This is a genomic window from Corticicoccus populi, assembly GCF_042686195.1.
Taxonomy (GTDB): domain Bacteria; phylum Bacillota; class Bacilli; order Staphylococcales; family Salinicoccaceae; genus Corticicoccus; species Corticicoccus populi.
Window position 1 is genome coordinate 483784 of record NZ_JBHUOQ010000004.1, and the last position, 16992, is coordinate 500775.

18 protein-coding genes are annotated in these 16992 nt (G+C 40.6%); 11 read left to right on the forward strand and 7 right to left on the reverse strand.

Annotation, left to right across the window (positions count from 1 at the left end):
- The first annotated feature begins 98 nt into the window (after positions 1 to 98).
- Positions 99 to 2333, forward strand: coding sequence for a beta-glucosidase (locus ACFSX4_RS11985; protein WP_377775166.1), 2235 nt, complete (start codon positions 99 to 101; stop codon positions 2331 to 2333).
- A gap of 63 nt (positions 2334 to 2396) precedes the next feature.
- On the opposite strand, the gene ACFSX4_RS11990 is transcribed toward ACFSX4_RS11985, so the two are convergent.
- Positions 2397 to 2816: a pyridoxamine 5'-phosphate oxidase family protein gene (locus ACFSX4_RS11990; RefSeq protein ID WP_377775168.1), complete on the reverse strand. Its 420-nt coding sequence runs from the start codon at positions 2814 to 2816 to the stop codon at positions 2397 to 2399.
- A 494-nt stretch (positions 2817 to 3310) separates the two neighbouring features.
- Here ACFSX4_RS11990 and ACFSX4_RS11995 point away from each other — a divergent pair, with 494 nt between their 5' ends.
- On the forward strand, positions 3311 to 4318 hold the full coding sequence (locus tag ACFSX4_RS11995; protein WP_377775170.1) for an NADP-dependent oxidoreductase: 1008 nt from the start codon (positions 3311 to 3313) through the stop codon (positions 4316 to 4318).
- Between the two features lie 74 nt (positions 4319 to 4392).
- Here the strand turns inward: ACFSX4_RS11995 and ACFSX4_RS12000 are convergent, their stop codons facing one another.
- Positions 4393 to 5550 carry an MFS transporter gene (locus ACFSX4_RS12000; protein ID WP_377775172.1) on the reverse strand — a complete coding sequence of 386 codons (1158 nt, stop codon included), beginning with the start codon at positions 5548 to 5550 and terminating at the stop codon, positions 4393 to 4395.
- 102 nt (positions 5551 to 5652) lie between these two features.
- Between ACFSX4_RS12000 and ACFSX4_RS12005 the strand changes: the two genes are divergently transcribed.
- Positions 5653 to 6492, forward strand: coding sequence for a LysR family transcriptional regulator (locus ACFSX4_RS12005; protein WP_377775174.1), 840 nt, complete (start codon positions 5653 to 5655; stop codon positions 6490 to 6492).
- Between the two features lie 188 nt (positions 6493 to 6680).
- Here ACFSX4_RS12005 and ACFSX4_RS12010 read toward each other — a convergent pair whose 3' ends face one another.
- Positions 6681 to 7412 carry a class I SAM-dependent methyltransferase gene (locus ACFSX4_RS12010; RefSeq protein WP_377775176.1) on the reverse strand — a complete coding sequence of 244 codons (732 nt, stop codon included), beginning with the start codon at positions 7410 to 7412 and terminating at the stop codon, positions 6681 to 6683.
- Positions 7413 to 7509: 97 nt separating this feature from the next.
- Here ACFSX4_RS12010 and modA point away from each other — a divergent pair, with 97 nt between their 5' ends.
- The 4 genes from modA to ACFSX4_RS12030 all read left to right on the forward strand — a co-directional run bounded on the left by modA (position 7510) and on the right by ACFSX4_RS12030 (position 10018).
- On the forward strand, positions 7510 to 8304 hold the full coding sequence (modA, locus tag ACFSX4_RS12015; RefSeq protein WP_377775178.1) for a molybdate ABC transporter substrate-binding protein: 795 nt from the start codon (positions 7510 to 7512) through the stop codon (positions 8302 to 8304).
- Entirely contained in the window at positions 8285 to 8965 is a 681-nt protein-coding gene (gene modB / locus ACFSX4_RS12020) for a molybdate ABC transporter permease subunit (protein ID WP_377775180.1), read from the forward strand. The genes modA and modB overlap by 20 nt, the downstream gene beginning before the upstream one ends.
- A 176-nt stretch (positions 8966 to 9141) precedes the next feature.
- Complete coding sequence (gene rpsR / locus ACFSX4_RS12025) at positions 9142 to 9381, forward strand: 30S ribosomal protein S18 (RefSeq protein WP_377775182.1); 240 nt, start codon at positions 9142 to 9144, stop codon at positions 9379 to 9381.
- Positions 9382 to 9547: 166 nt separating this feature from the next.
- Positions 9548 to 10018, forward strand: coding sequence for a glutathione peroxidase (locus tag ACFSX4_RS12030; protein ID WP_377775393.1), 471 nt, complete (start codon positions 9548 to 9550; stop codon positions 10016 to 10018).
- A gap of 41 nt (positions 10019 to 10059) precedes the next feature.
- On the opposite strand, the gene ACFSX4_RS12035 is transcribed toward ACFSX4_RS12030, so the two are convergent.
- From ACFSX4_RS12035 to ACFSX4_RS12045, 3 genes are all read right to left on the reverse strand, one after another.
- Positions 10060 to 11115: an LLM class flavin-dependent oxidoreductase gene (locus tag ACFSX4_RS12035; protein WP_377775184.1), complete on the reverse strand. Its 1056-nt coding sequence runs from the start codon at positions 11113 to 11115 to the stop codon at positions 10060 to 10062.
- A 14-nt stretch (positions 11116 to 11129) separates the two neighbouring features.
- A complete protein-coding gene (locus ACFSX4_RS12040) occupies positions 11130 to 12053 on the reverse strand; it encodes a VOC family protein (RefSeq protein WP_377775395.1) in 924 nt (307 codons plus the stop codon).
- Between the two features lie 166 nt (positions 12054 to 12219).
- On the reverse strand, positions 12220 to 12894 hold the full coding sequence (locus ACFSX4_RS12045) for a hypothetical protein (protein ID WP_377775186.1): 675 nt from the start codon (positions 12892 to 12894) through the stop codon (positions 12220 to 12222).
- 133 nt (positions 12895 to 13027) lie between these two features.
- On the opposite strand from ACFSX4_RS12045, the gene ACFSX4_RS12050 reads away from it, so the two are divergent.
- From ACFSX4_RS12050 to ACFSX4_RS12060, 3 genes are all read left to right on the forward strand, one after another.
- On the forward strand, positions 13028 to 13882 hold the full coding sequence (locus ACFSX4_RS12050) for a helix-turn-helix domain-containing protein (RefSeq protein ID WP_377775188.1): 855 nt from the start codon (positions 13028 to 13030) through the stop codon (positions 13880 to 13882).
- An 88-nt stretch (positions 13883 to 13970) separates the two neighbouring features.
- A complete protein-coding gene (locus ACFSX4_RS12055) occupies positions 13971 to 14102 on the forward strand; it encodes a hypothetical protein (RefSeq protein WP_377775190.1) in 132 nt (43 codons plus the stop codon).
- Between the two features lie 25 nt (positions 14103 to 14127).
- A complete protein-coding gene (locus tag ACFSX4_RS12060; protein ID WP_377775192.1) occupies positions 14128 to 14685 on the forward strand; it encodes a YfbU family protein in 558 nt (185 codons plus the stop codon).
- A gap of 104 nt (positions 14686 to 14789) precedes the next feature.
- On the opposite strand, the gene ACFSX4_RS12065 is transcribed toward ACFSX4_RS12060, so the two are convergent.
- Positions 14790 to 15206, reverse strand: coding sequence for a hypothetical protein (locus ACFSX4_RS12065; RefSeq protein WP_377775194.1), 417 nt, complete (start codon positions 15204 to 15206; stop codon positions 14790 to 14792).
- A gap of 315 nt (positions 15207 to 15521) precedes the next feature.
- On the opposite strand from ACFSX4_RS12065, the gene guaB reads away from it, so the two are divergent.
- Positions 15522 to 16991: an IMP dehydrogenase gene (gene guaB, locus ACFSX4_RS12070; RefSeq protein ID WP_377775196.1), complete on the forward strand. Its 1470-nt coding sequence runs from the start codon at positions 15522 to 15524 to the stop codon at positions 16989 to 16991.
- The last annotated feature ends 1 nt before the right edge of the window (position 16992 follow it).

The following is a 16992-nucleotide window of genomic DNA, read 5'->3' on the forward strand; positions in this document are numbered from 1 at the left end:
AGCGGTCATAGACTGCGCTCTGCAGCCGATGTCAGCAGGATATCGGCTTTTAGAGTTGGTTTTTAATAAAGTTAACGTACAATTTGGAGGTTTTATTAATGGAAGACAACAACACGATCATTGAAAAATTGTCTTTGGAAGATAAGATTAAAATCGTTACCGGTAAAGAATTCTGGTATACACATCCTTTGGAAAAATTCGGCCTGAAATCAATTCTTTTGACAGACGGTCCTTCCGGAATCAGAAAGCAGAACGAGGGGGCCGATGCACTTGGTCTGACCGACAGTGTGGAAACAATCGGATTTCCGAGCCTCGCATTAATCGCAAGTTCTTTCGATAAGACACTCGCAAATCAATACGGGCGTCTCCTCGGGGACATCGCGAACAGTGAAGGTGTCAACGTTTTACTCGGTCCCGGAATCAATATTAAACGCAGCCCGCTCGGCGGACGGAATTTTGAATATATGTCAGAAGATCCGCTTGTTGCCGGTGCGCTTGCCTCAGAATATGTAAAGGGGGTTCAGTCTAAGGGTGTCGGTACCAGTGTGAAGCACTTTGCAGCAAATAACAGGGAGAACCAGCGCTTCACATCAAGTTCAAATGTTGAAGACCGTGCGCTTCGCGAGATATACCTGTCGGCGTTTGAAAAAGTGGTCAAATCCGCACAGCCGGCAACAGTCATGAGCTCATATAACCTCTTGAACGGTACAGCCGTTTCTGAAAATAAATGGCTGTTAACAGATGTGTTAAGAAATGAGTGGGGTTTTAAAGGTACAGTGGTTTCCGACTGGTCCGCCGTTAAAAACCGTGTGCCTTCACTGAAGGCCGGTCTGAACCTTGAGATGCCGGGTAAAGATGAGTATACGACTGCAGAAATTAAAAAAGCCATCGCGGACGGAGATCTTGAAGAAGGTGTTTTGGACCAGTCAGTGGACAGAGTGTTGTCATTGATTAAAAATTATCAGAATGAACAGGATACGGGCAGTTATGATAAAGATGAATATCATGAATTCGCAAGAGAGATTGCCGGTAAGAGTATGATTCTTTTGAAGAATGAAAATGAAACGCTGCCGATTAAACCGGAAGAAAGTATCGGTGTCATCGGTGCGCTCGCTCAAAATCCGCGGCACCAGGGCGGCGGCTCTTCAAAAGTGAATCCGTATAAGGTAACGACACCGCTCCATGCGCTCCGTCAGGGGATGAACTGTAACTATGCAGAAGGCTACAAAATTGATGAAATAAATACAGATGAGTCACTGTTCTCAGAAGCAGTTAAAACGGCAGAAAACAATGCGCATGTTGTTCTGTTTCTCGGCTATCCGGAAAATTATGAAACAGAAGGTCTGGATAAAGAAAATCTGAATCTGCCTGAGAATCAACGTGCACTGCTTGAAGCGGTTGCGGAAGTTAATCGGAATGTGACCGTGGTCCTTCAGAACGGCGGTATTGTTTTGGCGCCGTGGGCAGACAAGGTGTCTGCGATTGTTGAAACCTACCTGCCGGGTGAAGCAGGCGGAGAAGCACTGGCTGATATTTTAACAGGCAGAGTCAATCCGTCCGGCAGGCTTGCCGAGACAGTACCGAAGAGAATCGAAGATGTACCGTCATATTTAAGTTTCAATCAAAGTAAGCAGGAAGAAAATTATTATGAAGGCATTTATGTCGGTTACCGTTATTATGATACGAAGAAAATACCGGTACAGTACCCGTTCGGGCACGGCCTCAGTTATACGACTTTTGAGTATAATCATTTAAATATCGAACAAAAAGAAGACGTTTTTGAAATCAGCTGTGATGTGAAAAATACCGGCAGTTATGACGGAGATGAAGTTGTCCAGCTGTATGTGGGTAATAAAACCAGTGACATCGATATGCCGTCTAAAGAACTCCGTGCATTCGAACGTGTCAGTCTGAAACAGGGTGAGACACAAACAGTCACTGTAAAAATACCATTTGACAGCCTGCGCTGGTACAACAGCCGTACACAGAAATGGCAGATTGATGACGGGGAATATGAAATGTATGTCGGGCGCTCCATTGAAGATATCCGTTTGACACAGGAATTTAAACTGGAGCGAAACCTTGGTACAGAACTTGAATGGATTCATCAGGACACATATGTCAGTGAAATCGTTGAGAATCAGGACATGTTTGAAGAGGCACTTCAAAAACATGGTATTGATCAGTTAATCAAAGCAACAAATGATGATGAAGGCCTTGCGGCATTGTTTGAAAATATGCCGATACGTTCATTGATTATGGTCGGCCTGAAAACAGAGAATCTGAATCGTTTCATAGAAGATGCGAATGAAATCATAAAGAATCAGAAGTAAAAATCAGAACATTAAAGAACGCCTCTCCTTAAATGGAGGGGCGTTTATATTTCCCGGGGAATATTATAATTTTAATTCCGTTGTACTATAATCATCGTCATTCATAATTTTAATCCGGTCCGGTACGATTTTCAGGACGGCTAAATCCGGGTCCTGACTGCTGTCAAAATAGGATTTATCCTGAGATTTAAACAGCTGGTCAATGGTTTTCTGATCTTCGACAACATGGATGGTCCCGGTAATTTCCAGATAAGCTCTGTTATTGTCTTCGTGGTAACCGAGCATAATATGCGTTCGCGGATTTTCTTCAATCTCCTTGAATTTAGGAGTTTCATCACTGGTTTTCGTGTACAAAGTGAAATCATCATTATAAAAAATCATATACCTTGCGTTCGGCTGGTTATCATCAACAGTAGACATCACACCGACACGTGATTCATCAAGAATCTCCTTAATTCTATCGAGAATCTTCATTTTATCCATGGTTTTATCACCTCTAGTATAGATTTACCACGAATTCAAGGCTGTTAAACTATCTGTAATCCGGCTGCTACTATTTCATTTCGGGACGGGGAAGTTCCAGATGTCCACGCAGTGTGTCTGAATCATATTCTGTTCGAACAATATTTCTGTCCTGTAAAATCGGAATCACAAGTTCACTAAAGTCTTTTAAGGCATCAGGATGATCCTGGCGGATCAAGAGCATATCCAATGTCTGAAGTCGAGTTGATAGAACAATAACAGTATTTATAAATATCTATCCATCATAGTATCAATGGTATGCCGTGTTCTCAAATCATTGATTTTTAAAGAGCGACTGCCACTCACATCGTTCAGGCAGTTTTAAGTACAGAATACGTGATTCAGCAGCTGGTTTTCTTTAATAAAAACAAAACGGGATGTTTAAAATTTTTCCGGTGATGGAATATGAGTATCAGACAGTTATGATAAATGAATTTTAATAAGGAAGTGTTATTTTGGATAATCAGCAGATTGTACTGGCAGAACGTCCGGAGGGGATGCCTGGAGACCAGGTGTTCCGCTATGAGGATATTGAAACAGCTCAACCGGATGCCGGCGAAGTTGTGGTTGAGAGTGTGTATATTTCGGTGGATCCATATATGCGTGGACGTATGAATGACGGTAAGTCCTACGCACAGCCGTTTGAGCTGAATGAACCGCTCGGCGGCCATATACTGGGAAGAGTGGTTGAAAGCCGTACGGAATCATACAGTGAAGGTGATGTGGTGACGGGGACACTGCCCTGGAAATTATATAATACAGTTTCTGAAGAAGCGTTAACGAAAGTGGAAGCACTGGATGTCCCGCTGCATTTATATCTCAGTACACTTGGAATGCCGGGTCATACTGCATACGGCGGGCTGCTTAAAATCGGTGAACCTGAAGCGGGTGAAACAGTTGTCGTATCCGCAGCATCAGGTGCGGTCGGAGCTGTGGTCGGTCAGATTGCGAAAATTAAAGGCTGTAGAGTCGTTGGTATCGCAGGCGGCAGTGAGAAAGTGAACTATTTGACAGACACACTCGGCTTTGACGCAGGAATCGACTATAAGAAACCAGATTTTGCGGAACGTCTCACAGAGGCTGTGCCGGATGGTATTGATGTGTATTTTGAAAATGTCGGCGGTGAAATTTCAGATGAAGTCTTTAAGCATTTAAACCGCTTTTCAAGAATTCCGGTATGCGGTGCCATTTCCGGATATAACAGTACAGCAGACACCGGTCCAAGAATTCAGCAGACATTGATAAAAAATCAGGCGAAGATGCAGGGATTTCTTGTCGCACAGTTTGCGGATGATGCAGCAGTTACAAGCAGACAGCTCGCAGAATGGGTGAAAGAAGGAAAAATCCACACAGAAGTATCCGTCGCAGAAGGATTCGACAGTGTGCCTGAGGCATTCAGAAATCTGTTTACCGGTGGGAACTTCGGCAAACAGGTCATCAAAGTTTCAGAATCACTGGATTAAAATAGAAGCAGGACATCGCCCGGCATATCAAGTGCCGGGTTTGTTTACATATTTATAACTAATATTTAAAGCTATTAGGAAGAGAATTTTTTAAAATTAAAAGTGATTAATATGAATAAAGATATTCCTGCGAAAATAAAGATAAGCCAAAATATTTTCGGCTCATATGTGTAATACATCCATCCTCCAATAAGGCTTCCAAGTGGTCTGCCGATGCCATCTGAAAGTCTACTGACACCGAAATATAATCCTGTTTGATTGAGTTTTATGGAATAGGCAGAAACTAAACTTTCAAAAATGGGAATGATAAACAGTGGTCCAAAAGAAAATATGATAACAGCAATATAAAATCCAAATTTTTGATCGCCAATAAAGAATAAAACAAGATAAGAAACGATCAAAAATAATGCACCTATTTTCATATAAACTGAGGAGTGACAACGTAACCTGCTCATTATTACTCCAATGGGATATTGTAAAGAAAGCCCGATTAAACCATAAATAAGAAAAACAGACTGGATTTGAGTTGTAAATGACTTCGCGTGTTCTGGAAAAGTGACGAATACTTGGGAAACTATAAAGTAAAATAACATCATGATTATTAACAGTCTTAAAAAGGGTTTGTTTTTAAACGTTTTGAAGATTTCTTGGATATTGATTTTATTATATAAAGTGCGTATTTTTTTATCATCCGGTTTTATAGTGATAAGAAGAAGGATGCTTCCCAGAACATAAAGTCCGCCTGCAGTGAAAAAAACTGAGTGAATTTGTCCGGAATCAATAATCAATCCGGCAAGCAATGGCCCGAGAATAAGACCTGAACTGAGAGCTGTGACACGTAAAGAAGATATTTTTGGAAGGTTACCTCCATGATTATTTTTCATTATAAGGCTTTGCAGGGAAGGTGTGGAGATACCGCCTCCAATGCCTGAAAGTATTGAAAAGCATAGTAATAGAATATATTCATCTGCAAAACCAATCGCAATAAAGCTTATTCCGCGAATTAATTCACCGATCGAACTGATATTACGATATCCGTATTTATCACCGATTTGTCCTGATAAGACTGATAGAAACATTTGAAAAAAGATATAGAATGCTGTGAGACTTCCTGCTTGAACAATAGAAATATTATGCGAATCAGTAAGTAATGGAAATAAGGGCATTACCATATAACCGCCTGCTGAAAACAAGAAAATATAGCCGGCAATGATATAAGCTTGTCTATTCAAAAGAACCCCCTCCTTTATGTTTATAATAGTGATAAGTAATTTATTTATAAAACGAATATTTTAAATGGAATTAATCAAAATTTTTGATAAGTGGTGATTAATATGGATTATGAACAGCTTGTTACGTTTAATTCACTGGTTAAAACAAGAAGTTTTACGAGAACAGCAGAAGAACTAAATATCGTGCAGTCAACAGTAACAGCACGCATCAAAATGCTTGAGGAAGAACTTGGAGAGAGATTATTTCACAGAAAAACGCGCAGTGTGGAAATTAGTGATGCGGGGAAAGTATTCTACGATTATGCAGAGAATATTGTAATATTGATGAATGAAGTCGGAGAAGCGGTCAGAACTAAGAAAGACTATAAAAATCGTTATGTATTTGCAGCAGTGGGATCTATCTGGGAAGGGCCTTTATTTAAAAGAGTAGCTGGTGTTAAAAGTAATGATACAGCCATACGTATGATTACGGACCACTCACATCCTATTATTAATCGATTAAGTAGAGGCAGTGTGGACATTGGTTTTGTTTATATTAAACCCGCGGGTCCTCATATAGAGTCAAAAGTACTCTATTCAGAAAATCTGATTTTGGTTGGCAGAAAGAAAGAGGAAGCAATAACACCCAAGTTATTATTGGAACATAACTACATTCATTATAATTGGGGAGAAAGTTTCATGGAATGGTTTGAAAATGAGGTGGGAAAGGAAGATATTTTACAGGTAAGAGTGGATAGTATAAATCTTGCAATGAATCTTTTATTGGAAGGCGGAGTAGGATTTCTTCCAGAGGGCATAGCTGCTCCCTACATAGACAGGGGAGATTTATTGCAACTAAAATTATCATCTGATGTGAAAGTGCCAGAACGGGAAATATACATGATATATAAGAGAGAAGATGCCGAAAGGCTTCGAAATGTTTTTGAAATGATTCAAATTTGAAGAATAGTTAAGAGAACATCAAGAGTAGATAGAGCAAAAGATTATGGTAGAAGAAGCAGGATATCACCCGGCATATCAAATGCCGGGCGATTTTTCAGGTGGAACTCATCCGACATAATATAGTGAGAGTGTTCGGCCGGTAATGAGAAATAATATAATTATTTCCCGGGTAATAATGAATAGTTTAGTTATTTTACTGCCTTAACCATTAAAAACGGCGGGAATGTCTGTAGTTTATGGATGCGGTCTTCATCATAATTCTGAAAGACTTCCGGCGCATCACCCATGTCTTTAATGTACTGAATGGTGAGGCCGCTTTGAATCAGTGCATTAATAACAGTGTCGATTTTATGATGATACTTGCTGACTTTATAGTCTGCACCGCTCCAGTAGAGTGTCCGTTCACTCTCGTCAGAGTAATGATCGAGGCGTAAATAAAGCCCTGAGTCATCTTTAAAAACGATATTCTGTGAGGTAGAAGCGGTCTGGATGGGGTGTTCCATTGTGAACAGTAAGGTGCCGCCGGGTCTCAAAAGACGGCTCAATTTTTCTGCCAACCGGCTGAAATCCTGAATGTAGTGGAGTGCGAGTGATGAGACAATCACATCGAATGTATGATTAATCTCTGTTTTGAGAATGTCGCCGTGAAAGAACGATGCGTTTTTCAGCTCGGGTGTCTGACGGGAGAACGCAATCATTTTCTCAGATACATCAATGCCGGTTAAAGATTTCGGCTGATGTGTACTGATATATTTTAGAATATGACCGAATCCACAGCCGACATCAAGGACATCTTTATTGTCAAGCGGCGGCATCTGACGCTTCATCTCGGGGAACTCAACAATTTCATTGTAGCTTAAGGGGTTTGAGCGTAGTGTTTTATAACTCTCGAAAAAATCATCATTATCATATTGAGTCACAAGACAATCCTCCATATCTTTTGAAAGTTGATTTACTCCAGTCCATATTACCGATATATTAGAAGTAAGTAAAATTATACTGGGAGATGTATACATAATGAAGGTGTCAAAAATATTTATGATGATGATGTTTGTTTTTCTGAGCATTGCCGTCACCGCCTGCGGCAACACCGGGGAACCAGCCGATTCAGATGAAACCGGGGATGTCGAAGGGACCGTTACGGTTTCTGCCGCGGCCAGTTTAACGGATGCATTGAATGATATTGCGGATTTATTTAATGAAGAATTCCCAGAGGTCCAGATTGATTACAACTTCGGCGGATCAGGTGCACTGCAGCAGCAAATCAGCCAGGGCGCCCCGGCAGATTTATTTTTCTCTGCATCAGAAAGTGACTTTCAGACTGTTGTAGATGAGGGCTTTATTGATGAAGAAAATGCGGTTGACCTGCTCGGGAATGAACTGGTTTTGATTGTGCCGCGTGGAACGGATAACGTCACGTCATTTGATGATTTGTCCAATGCAGGCCGGATTGCGGTCGGTACACCGGACTCCGTGCCGGCGGGAGAATACAGTGTGGAAGCTTATGAATCCATGGGAATATACGATGAACTCGAAAGCAGATTTGTCTATGCTGAAGATGTGCGTGCCGTTCTCAATTATGTAGAAACGGAGAATGTTGACGCAGGGACAGTGTACCGGACGGATGCGGAAACGAGTGACAGTGTGGAAATTGTAGATACGGTAGCAGAAGATACGCATGATGCCATCATTTATCCTGTCGGTCTTTTGAATGAAACAGAAAGTCCTGAAGCTGCGGAAGCATTCTATCGCTTTATACAATCTGAAGATGCTTTAGGCGTGCTTGAAGACTATGGCTTTATTGTTCAGTAATATCACAACAGCAGAATTTCTGACACCGATTCTGCTTTCTCTCCGTGTCGCGGTGATTGCGTTGGCCATTGTTGTGGTATCTGCAACGGTCATTGCGAAATTTATGGCGCATGCCCGGTTTAAAGGAAAGATTATTGTAGAAACATTTTTAATGCTGCCGCTGGTCCTACCGCCGACCGTTGTCGGATTTTTATTAATTATTATATTCGGCAGTAACGGCTTTGCCGGAGAAATCATCCGGATGGTTTTTAATGAGACGGTTATGTTTACATGGTACGGTGCTGTCATTGCGAGCAGTGTCGTTGCGTTTCCATTGATGTATCAGTCGGCAAAAGCAGGATTCCTCAGTGTGGATAAAGACATTGAAAATGCCGCGAGGGTTGATGGTGCAGGCGAATTTCAGGTGTTCATGAGAGTCACGATACCAATGGCCGCAACGTCACTCGTGACAGGTGCGTTACTGAGTTTTGCCAGAGCCATTGGCGAATTCGGTGCGACATTGATGATTGCCGGTAACATTCCAGGCAGAACACAGACACTGCCGACAGCCATTTACGTCGCGATGCAGGGAAATAATATGATACTTGCGTGGGCATGGGTCATTACTATTATCGTCATTTCGTTTGTGATGCTGTTGTTCGTCCGTTTGAAGTCCCAGTGACGGATGTAACATAATTCACTAATTGACAACTTTGAAAAATGTGTGTATAGTATATTCTGCACATACACACAGGCATATTACACACGTAACGAATGAACGAAATTATGGATTCGAATGGGTAAAAAGCCGAACACACACACGAGGCTTTCCAATCAATCTATAAAGGAGGATTTCTCATGGCAGGTCCAAGAAGAGGCGGTCGTCGTCGTAAAAAGGTTTGTTATTTCACAGCAAACGGAATTACACACATCGACTATAAAGAAGTAGATCTTCTAAAAAGATTCATTTCTGAGCGAGGTAAAATTCTTCCAAGACGTGTAACAGGTACTTCTGCGAAGTATCAGCGCCAGCTTACAGCTGCGATCAAACGTGCACGTCATATGGCATTATTACCATATGTTAAAGAAGAACAATAATATGCATAACCCCTTTAAACCATTGGTTTAAAGGGGTTCTATTATATTTCAGTCTGATTTAAGAAATGATTTGTTAATATTTTGTGTCAGCGAGTCTATATTCTTGTTGATTTCAATTTTAAAAAATATACTGGTATCAACTAATGAAGAGAGAAGTGTGGTACTGATGTCTATTTATGATTTTCAGGTGACTTTGGAAAATGGGGAATCGTATTCTTTAGAGCGTTATAAAGGACAGACGGTGATTATTGTGAACACTGCTACGAAATGTGGTTTGAGCGGTCAGTTTAAAGAGCTGGAAGAATTATATCAGAAGTACAAAGAACAAGGGCTGATTGTACTGGGGTTTCCTTCAAACCAGTTTAAGCAGGAACTCGGTTCTGCGGAAGAATCTGCTGAAGCGTGCCGCCTGACATACGGTGTTCAGTTTCCAATGCATCAGATGACAGTGGTTAACGGTAAGGAGACAGACCCTTTATTTGCACATTTAAAAGAACAGGCACCGGGTGCAATGGGTAAGTCAATTAAGTGGAATTTCACGAAGTTTTTAGTCAGTCCGGATGGAAATCACGTCGAGCGTTTTTCTCCACAGACCAGTCCGGAAAAAATGACTGACAGTATAGAGAAAATGATATAGAAATAAAAATCCAGCCGGGAGCTGGATTTTTTAATGTCTGCTTATAAATGCTTCTTAATGGCAGGAATGATTTTACTGCCGATGATTTCAATGTTTTTCATGACTTTTTCAAAAGGCACACCGCCGAAATCAATCTGTGCCATGAACCTTTGATGATTGTACAATTCGTGCTGGTATAATATTTTTTCAATGATCTGGTCTGGACTTCCAACCATCAATGCTTCTCTGTGGTCAGGTGCAGCATCAAATTGATGTTTAGGGTAGCCGGCACCGCGGATAAAGGACATGCCTGTATTTAGATGCGGATAAAATTCCTGCAGGGCTTCCTGGGTTGTATCTGCTGTATAAAAAAGGCTCGCAGTCGCAACCGGAAGCGTGCCGGGTGATGTGTTAAAGCCGTTATCTGCAGCGGTTTTACGGTATATATCAATGGATGGTTTGAAACTTTCAGCGGGCCCGCCAAGCGTGGTAATCATCATTGGAACACCTTTTTTTCCTGCTTTCACAGCACTCGCAGGGGGGCCGCCGACTGCACGCCAAATCGGCAGTGTATCATCAATTGGACGCGGGAAGATTTTCATATTATTTAAATCTGGTCTGAATTTTCCGGACCAGGTAATCCGGTCGTTTTTGTTCAACTCCAGCAGTAAATCGAGTTTTTCTTCATATAAATCCTCATAGTCATTAATGTTCAGGCCGAATAAGTCAAAGAGCCCGGTTCTTGATCCTCTGCCTGCGACAATTTCAGCCCGGCCTTTTGAGATTAAATCAAGGGTCGCGAAATCCTCAAACACTCTGACAGGATCCTCAGCACTGATTATCGTGGAGGAGCTGGATACTTTAATTTTACTCGTAGCCTGTGCAATGGCACCGAGTACTACGCTGTGTGCCTGGGTGGTGAAGTGCTCCTGGTGACTTTCACCGACCGCAAAGACATCGATTCCGGCCTGTTCAGCCAGCTGACTTGCTTCAATGATTTCCTGAATCCGCTGTTCATAACTAATTTTTTTACCTTTATGCGGGTTCAAAAGATGATCCCCGAGTGAATAAAGACCGAACTCAAGCGGTGAATTTTTGTTAATTTCTAATTTTGCCATACGGCACCATCCTTTTATATTTTGTGTAAACGAGATTCTATTTCAGCTCTTTTATGTTCAAGAAAATCCGGCAGATTTAACGACTTTCCTAAATCCTTTACTAGTGTATCTACAGTGAAGCCCGGTGATTCTGTTGCGAACTCAAACATAATTTTGTTGTGACGGAAGTATAATGATTTGAAGAAGTACCGGTCAATCACCCTTAAATATTCACCAAATTCATGATTAATCCGGCGGCGGACTTCATTTAAATCATCATCAGAAGGGGTATTTAATGCGATATGATGAACAAATCCACGTCCAGGTCTGGCTGTTTCATTTTGATTTTCAATAATGACTAAATCTGAATATAAACTGTCATCGTCAAGTGTGAAAATCGTTTCTTCGCTGTCCCGCAGGTGATAGCCTAAAATATCCTGCAGAAACGTTACAGTCGGCGCTTGGTCTTTCACCGTAATTTCTACGGGGCCGAGGCCCATAATTTGATAATTTTCAGGGACATTACTGTATGGATTTTTCCGCCAGGCTGCAGGTGTATGATAATCCGCATTGGAAATCAGAAGGATTTTGAGGCCGTCCGGATCTTGAAAAGTTATTGCGTTTTGGTTTAAATAGTGTGTTTTATAAACAGGAATATTTTCTTTTTCCAGACGATCCTGAAAATAATCGAGTGCTGACTGATTGGGCACAAGCAGTGATATCTGACTCACGGCATCCGTTCCCGGACGGTTCTTTCCAATAGTCGGAATTTCAAAAAAAGTAACCAGTGTTCCCGGAGTGCCTGTTTCATCTCCGTAAAACAGATGATACATACCAGGGTTATCCTGATTGACTGATTTTTCTACCAGCCGGAGACCAAGCACATCGGTATAGAAAGATTTATTTTCCTGGGCATTCTTTGTATAGATTGAAATATGATGGTGACCCGTAATATTCAATTGAGTGTCCTCCTCATCAATAATCTGTATCACTTTAAAAAGATAAAGTTTCATTTACTCCCTAAATTATAAGACATAACCTGAAGTATTTCCTTGAATTTGAATCCGACTCACTGTAAATGACATAAAAATAGAGGGCGTGTGACAGCCCTCAGAAAAGAAATATTTATTTGTTCCCTAAATCGACAACATTGTCTTTTATTTTATAATCAGGGTTTTCCGGGACTGTTCGAACATCTTTGGAATTTGCTTCATCCGATGATTCTCCGTCTGGTGCAGAAGATTCGCTGTCATGATTATCTGCAGGCTCAATGTCATGTGTACTTACGACATAGCTTCGCATGTCGACAGTCACACCGTCTTCACTGTTTGAATCTGTAACGGCTTCCTTGTTTTCAGCTTTCGCGACTTCCGGAGTAATTGTTTTTGTATCTTCTGGTTGAGATTTAATATGAACAGGTTCTATTTTGTCCTGCTTTTCAGAAATTGATGATTCCTGTTCTTCCGGTGCATTAAGTGAATCCGTATTAAAACTGCTGACGAAAACAAGGAACTGCCCGTTTTCTACAACAGCCTGGTAATGTTCCCGTTCGTCCGGAGATAAATCCAGCTCGCCGAATACTCGGTTTTCAGCCGTACTGTCGCCGAGACGGGATACGAGTCTGTCCCATAGATTACCGCTTGATTTTTTGAAATGAACACCGGAATACCTGAATGTACTGTATTTGAATCCCTCTTTATAAATAACTGTAATATCTTCATCTTCCACATCTTCGATACGCAGTTTATCAATCAATCGCAATACTTCAATTTCATCATTTAAAATTTCAAATTTTGACATTGCTTATTCGCCCCCAGTTGTAATAAAAATGACGCAGATTTAGTTATTTTATTCCCGATAATCGTATTATATAAACTTTTCCGAATATTGTCAGGAAAAGGTGATAAAATTTAAATATTAAGGAGGAGAAGCGTTGGAAAGTAAAGGAGACATCATTAGAGAAAGACGATTGTTCATGAAAATATCTCAGCAGAAACTGGCTGAGGGAATATGCTCACAGTCGATGATTTCAAGGCTTGAGAATAATCAGTTTAATATTGGTTACAGTGATTTAGAAAGTATTCTAAAACGTCTGAATATGCAGATGAGTGATTTATTGTACGGCGAGGTTGAAAATGAATCGGCAGCTGTTCAAAAGCAGCTGGATGATTTGAGAAGTAAAGGACAGTACGATGATATTGAGGAAATCCTGGATAGAGGTAAAGCAAAAGACTTTTGGGAATCATCAATAGAATTAAACGCTTATTTTTACTGGCATCATGGATTGATACGTTATGTCAAATATCAAGATTCTGAAGGGGCACACGCTGCTCTGGATGAAGCTGTCAGCAGGAGCGTGGACAATTTTTTAATGAAAGGATCGCTGCCCGAGATTTATATTGCCAAAGGAAATTTTTATAATGATCAAAATCACTTAGATTTGGAATGGTATAAGAAGGCAGAGGAGAGTTACAGGAATATTGGACGAACGATTTATAAGCTGGAAATGAAGATTCTATATAATATGATTCGTACAAACTGCAGTCGAAATGAATATCAGCGTGTAATCAGGGACTGTGATAAAGCAATTAAAGTTCTGGATGATAATGATTCTGTATATCTAATATGTGAAATTTTTTATTTTAAAATGCTGTCTCTTATGAAAGCGGGAAGGTATTCAGAATATATGGAAGTACGAGAGAAAATTGATTACATATATAAAGTTAAAAACAAAGAATGGATGCTTCAGAACTTAGATGATTATTCTGTGGAGAATAATTTAGTGTAATTGATAGCGTTCCCAAATAATTCATTTTAATATAAAAAGTGTTCAAATGAACATTGTTAATGAAGTGAATGATTAAGGGGGAAAGTTAATGAAGGGGTTTTTGAAGAAAGTTTCAATTGTGGTTTTAATCCTGGGAATCGGTACAGGTGCTCATCTGACTGATGATGTGGAGGCAGCTAAAAAAGGCTGTAGTATTCCATGCATAGATTTTGTATATTAAATCTATGCTGAACAGCGGAGAAGGCTTGTTAAAAAGTTTTGAAGAGCGTTGGGTGATATACACGCTGTTACAAGATCAAAAAGAGAGAAATCCATGCAGCAGTAAAGAATATCAGATGTTCATGGATATTATCACAAATGGTATTGAATCACGGTACCCATCTATATTTGAGTACATCGGTCTGAACGGAGGTTCCGTATCTAAAGATGTTTCAGATGAAGTCGACGATATTCTTGAGATGTATCAAACCATTCAACGGTCTGTGAATTATTTTTCCGAGGTTGAAAAAGAGTCTTTTCTTAGCAGAAACAACATCAATTTTTCCGGCTTCGGGAGTCATGTTTCCGAAAGGAAACATTTAATATATTATCATTTTTTAAAGCGGTATAATCAAAAGGGAATACCTGAAGAGACAGATAGAATCATAAGGTCTTTAGAGGATTACCGTGGAATGTATCAAATGTATTATACGATTCTGGAACAGAAACAGTATCAGCAAGGGAACAATGCGAACTCGTTATTGAGCTTACATGATATTGAATGTATTTTCTCAACGGCGGATGAAAAAAAATTAAAGGTATAACGACACGGATTTTATCAGCCTTTTTATAGAACGACTGTGGACATCGTTATCATAAATCAGCTGTAAAATTCAGAAACGGCAGCCCATCGCGGGTTGCCGTTTTCTTATTTATAGTCATATTCTGAATCGGTTGTGTCCACTTCAAGGTTGGATTCGGAACTGACATCTTTACCGGCCTGATCATCGGCGCGTCTTTTTTTGTAGTGATCTGAGTAACAGAGCAGGTACTCTCCTTTAGACAGACGCTTTAAATATTCCTCCACGGTTTCTTCGTCAGTGCCTGTCTTATACAGATAGCGGGCAGACGGTTCTTTATTTGAAAAAATACCTTTGAAGCCGCCGTCAGAAGCCTCTTCGTGATGTGGGTGAAAATGAATATTGGTGTACTCGAGCCAGCTCATATCGTCTCCCTTATCAAGAGATGCTAAATGTAAGTCTTCCTCATAATAATCTTCATCTTTTAATTCTTCAATTCTTTCAAGCAATTCTTCTTGGGTGCTGTAAAATTCAGTGTAAAACATCTGGAAGTCCTCCTCTTAATCGCGAAATTAAACATATTTTCATAATCTTACTCTCTGTATACCCTTTCAGTTGGTTTATTACACGTGAAAGCATATAAACATCGGCAGAAATGTAGTAAAATGAGTTTGTTGTGTATATTGAACGTTTTTGGTATCATAATATAATTAATTACGTATCTTTTTCAGTCAAAATGGTTGTTTTGTACGTGTTTTAGTTTGGCATTAAATGTGTATCTTGGAAGTGGTGTTCATTTAATGCGCGTTTTTTGAAAGAGTTTTTTGGAAGTGACTAACAATTTTCAGGAGGCAAAAATAATGTGGGAAAGAAAGTTTGAAAAAGAGGGTTTAACGTTTGATGATGTGCTGTTGGTACCGGCACATTCAGAAGTACTGCCGAAAGATGTCGATTTATCAGTACAGCTGTCTGAGAATCTGAAGTTGAATATTCCTCTGTTAAGTGCAGGGATGGATACTGTCACAGAATCGGCAATGGCGATTGCGATGGCGCGTCAGGGCGGTCTCGGCGTGATTCATAAGAATATGTCGATTGAAAAGCAGCGTGATGAAGTCATTAAAGTTAAGCGTTCGGAAAATGGAGTCATTACGAATCCTTTCTTCCTGACAAAAGAGGAAGAAGTGTATGCTGCAGAGCATTTAATGGCGAAATACCGTATTTCAGGTGTGCCTATTGTGAATAATCCTGAAGAGAAAAAATTAATAGGTATTATCACAAATCGTGATCTTCGTTTCATCGAAGATTATGCAACAACGATTGATGATGTGATGACGAAAGAGAATCTTGTTACAGCAGATACAGATACAACACTGGATGAAGCAAGTAAGATTCTTCAAAAGTATAGAATTGAGAAACTGCCGCTTGTGGATGAGAACAATATCCTGAAAGGCTTAATCACAATTAAAGACATTGAAAAAGTGATTGAATTTCCAAATGCAGCTAAGGATTCACAGGGCAGACTTCTTGTTGCAGGCGCGATTGGTATCGCGAAGGAGACTAAAAAACGTGCAGATGAATTGATTAAAGCTGGCGTAGATGCTCTTGTGATTGATACAGCACACGGGCACTCACAGGGTGTTCTCGATGCGATTAAAGATATTAGAGACCTCTATCCGGATATTACATTAATCGCCGGGAACGTTGCCACTGCTGAAGGCACACGTGCATTGATTGAAGCGGGTGTTGATGTAGTGAAAGTTGGTATCGGACCGGGGTCAATCTGTACGACACGCGTCGTGACAGGTGTCGGTGTACCACAGATTACTGCAGTATATGATGCAGCAACTGAGGCACGTAAGCACGGGAAAGCAATCATTGCCGACGGCGGAATCAAACTGTCCGGTGATATTGTGAAAGCACTCGCTGCAGGCGGGAACGCAGTCATGCTCGGAAGCCTGCTTGCGGGAACAACAGAATCACCAGGGGAAACTGAAATCTTCCAGGGCCGCCGTTATAAAACATACCGTGGTATGGGTTCAATGGGCGCAATGGACCAGGGCTCTAAAGACCGATACTTCCAGGAAGATAAAGAAGCGAAAAAATTCGTGCCGGAAGGCGTTGAAGGGCGTACCGAGTACAAAGGACCGCTTGCCGATACAGTGTATCAGCTGATGGGCGGACTGAAATCCGGAATGGGCTACACAGGATCTAAAGATCTTGAAGTGCTCCGCAATGAATCAAAATTCGTTAAAATTACCAGCGCAAGTCTGATTGAAAGTCACCCGCATAACGTTCAGATTACTAAAGAATCACCAAACTATACTAGATAGG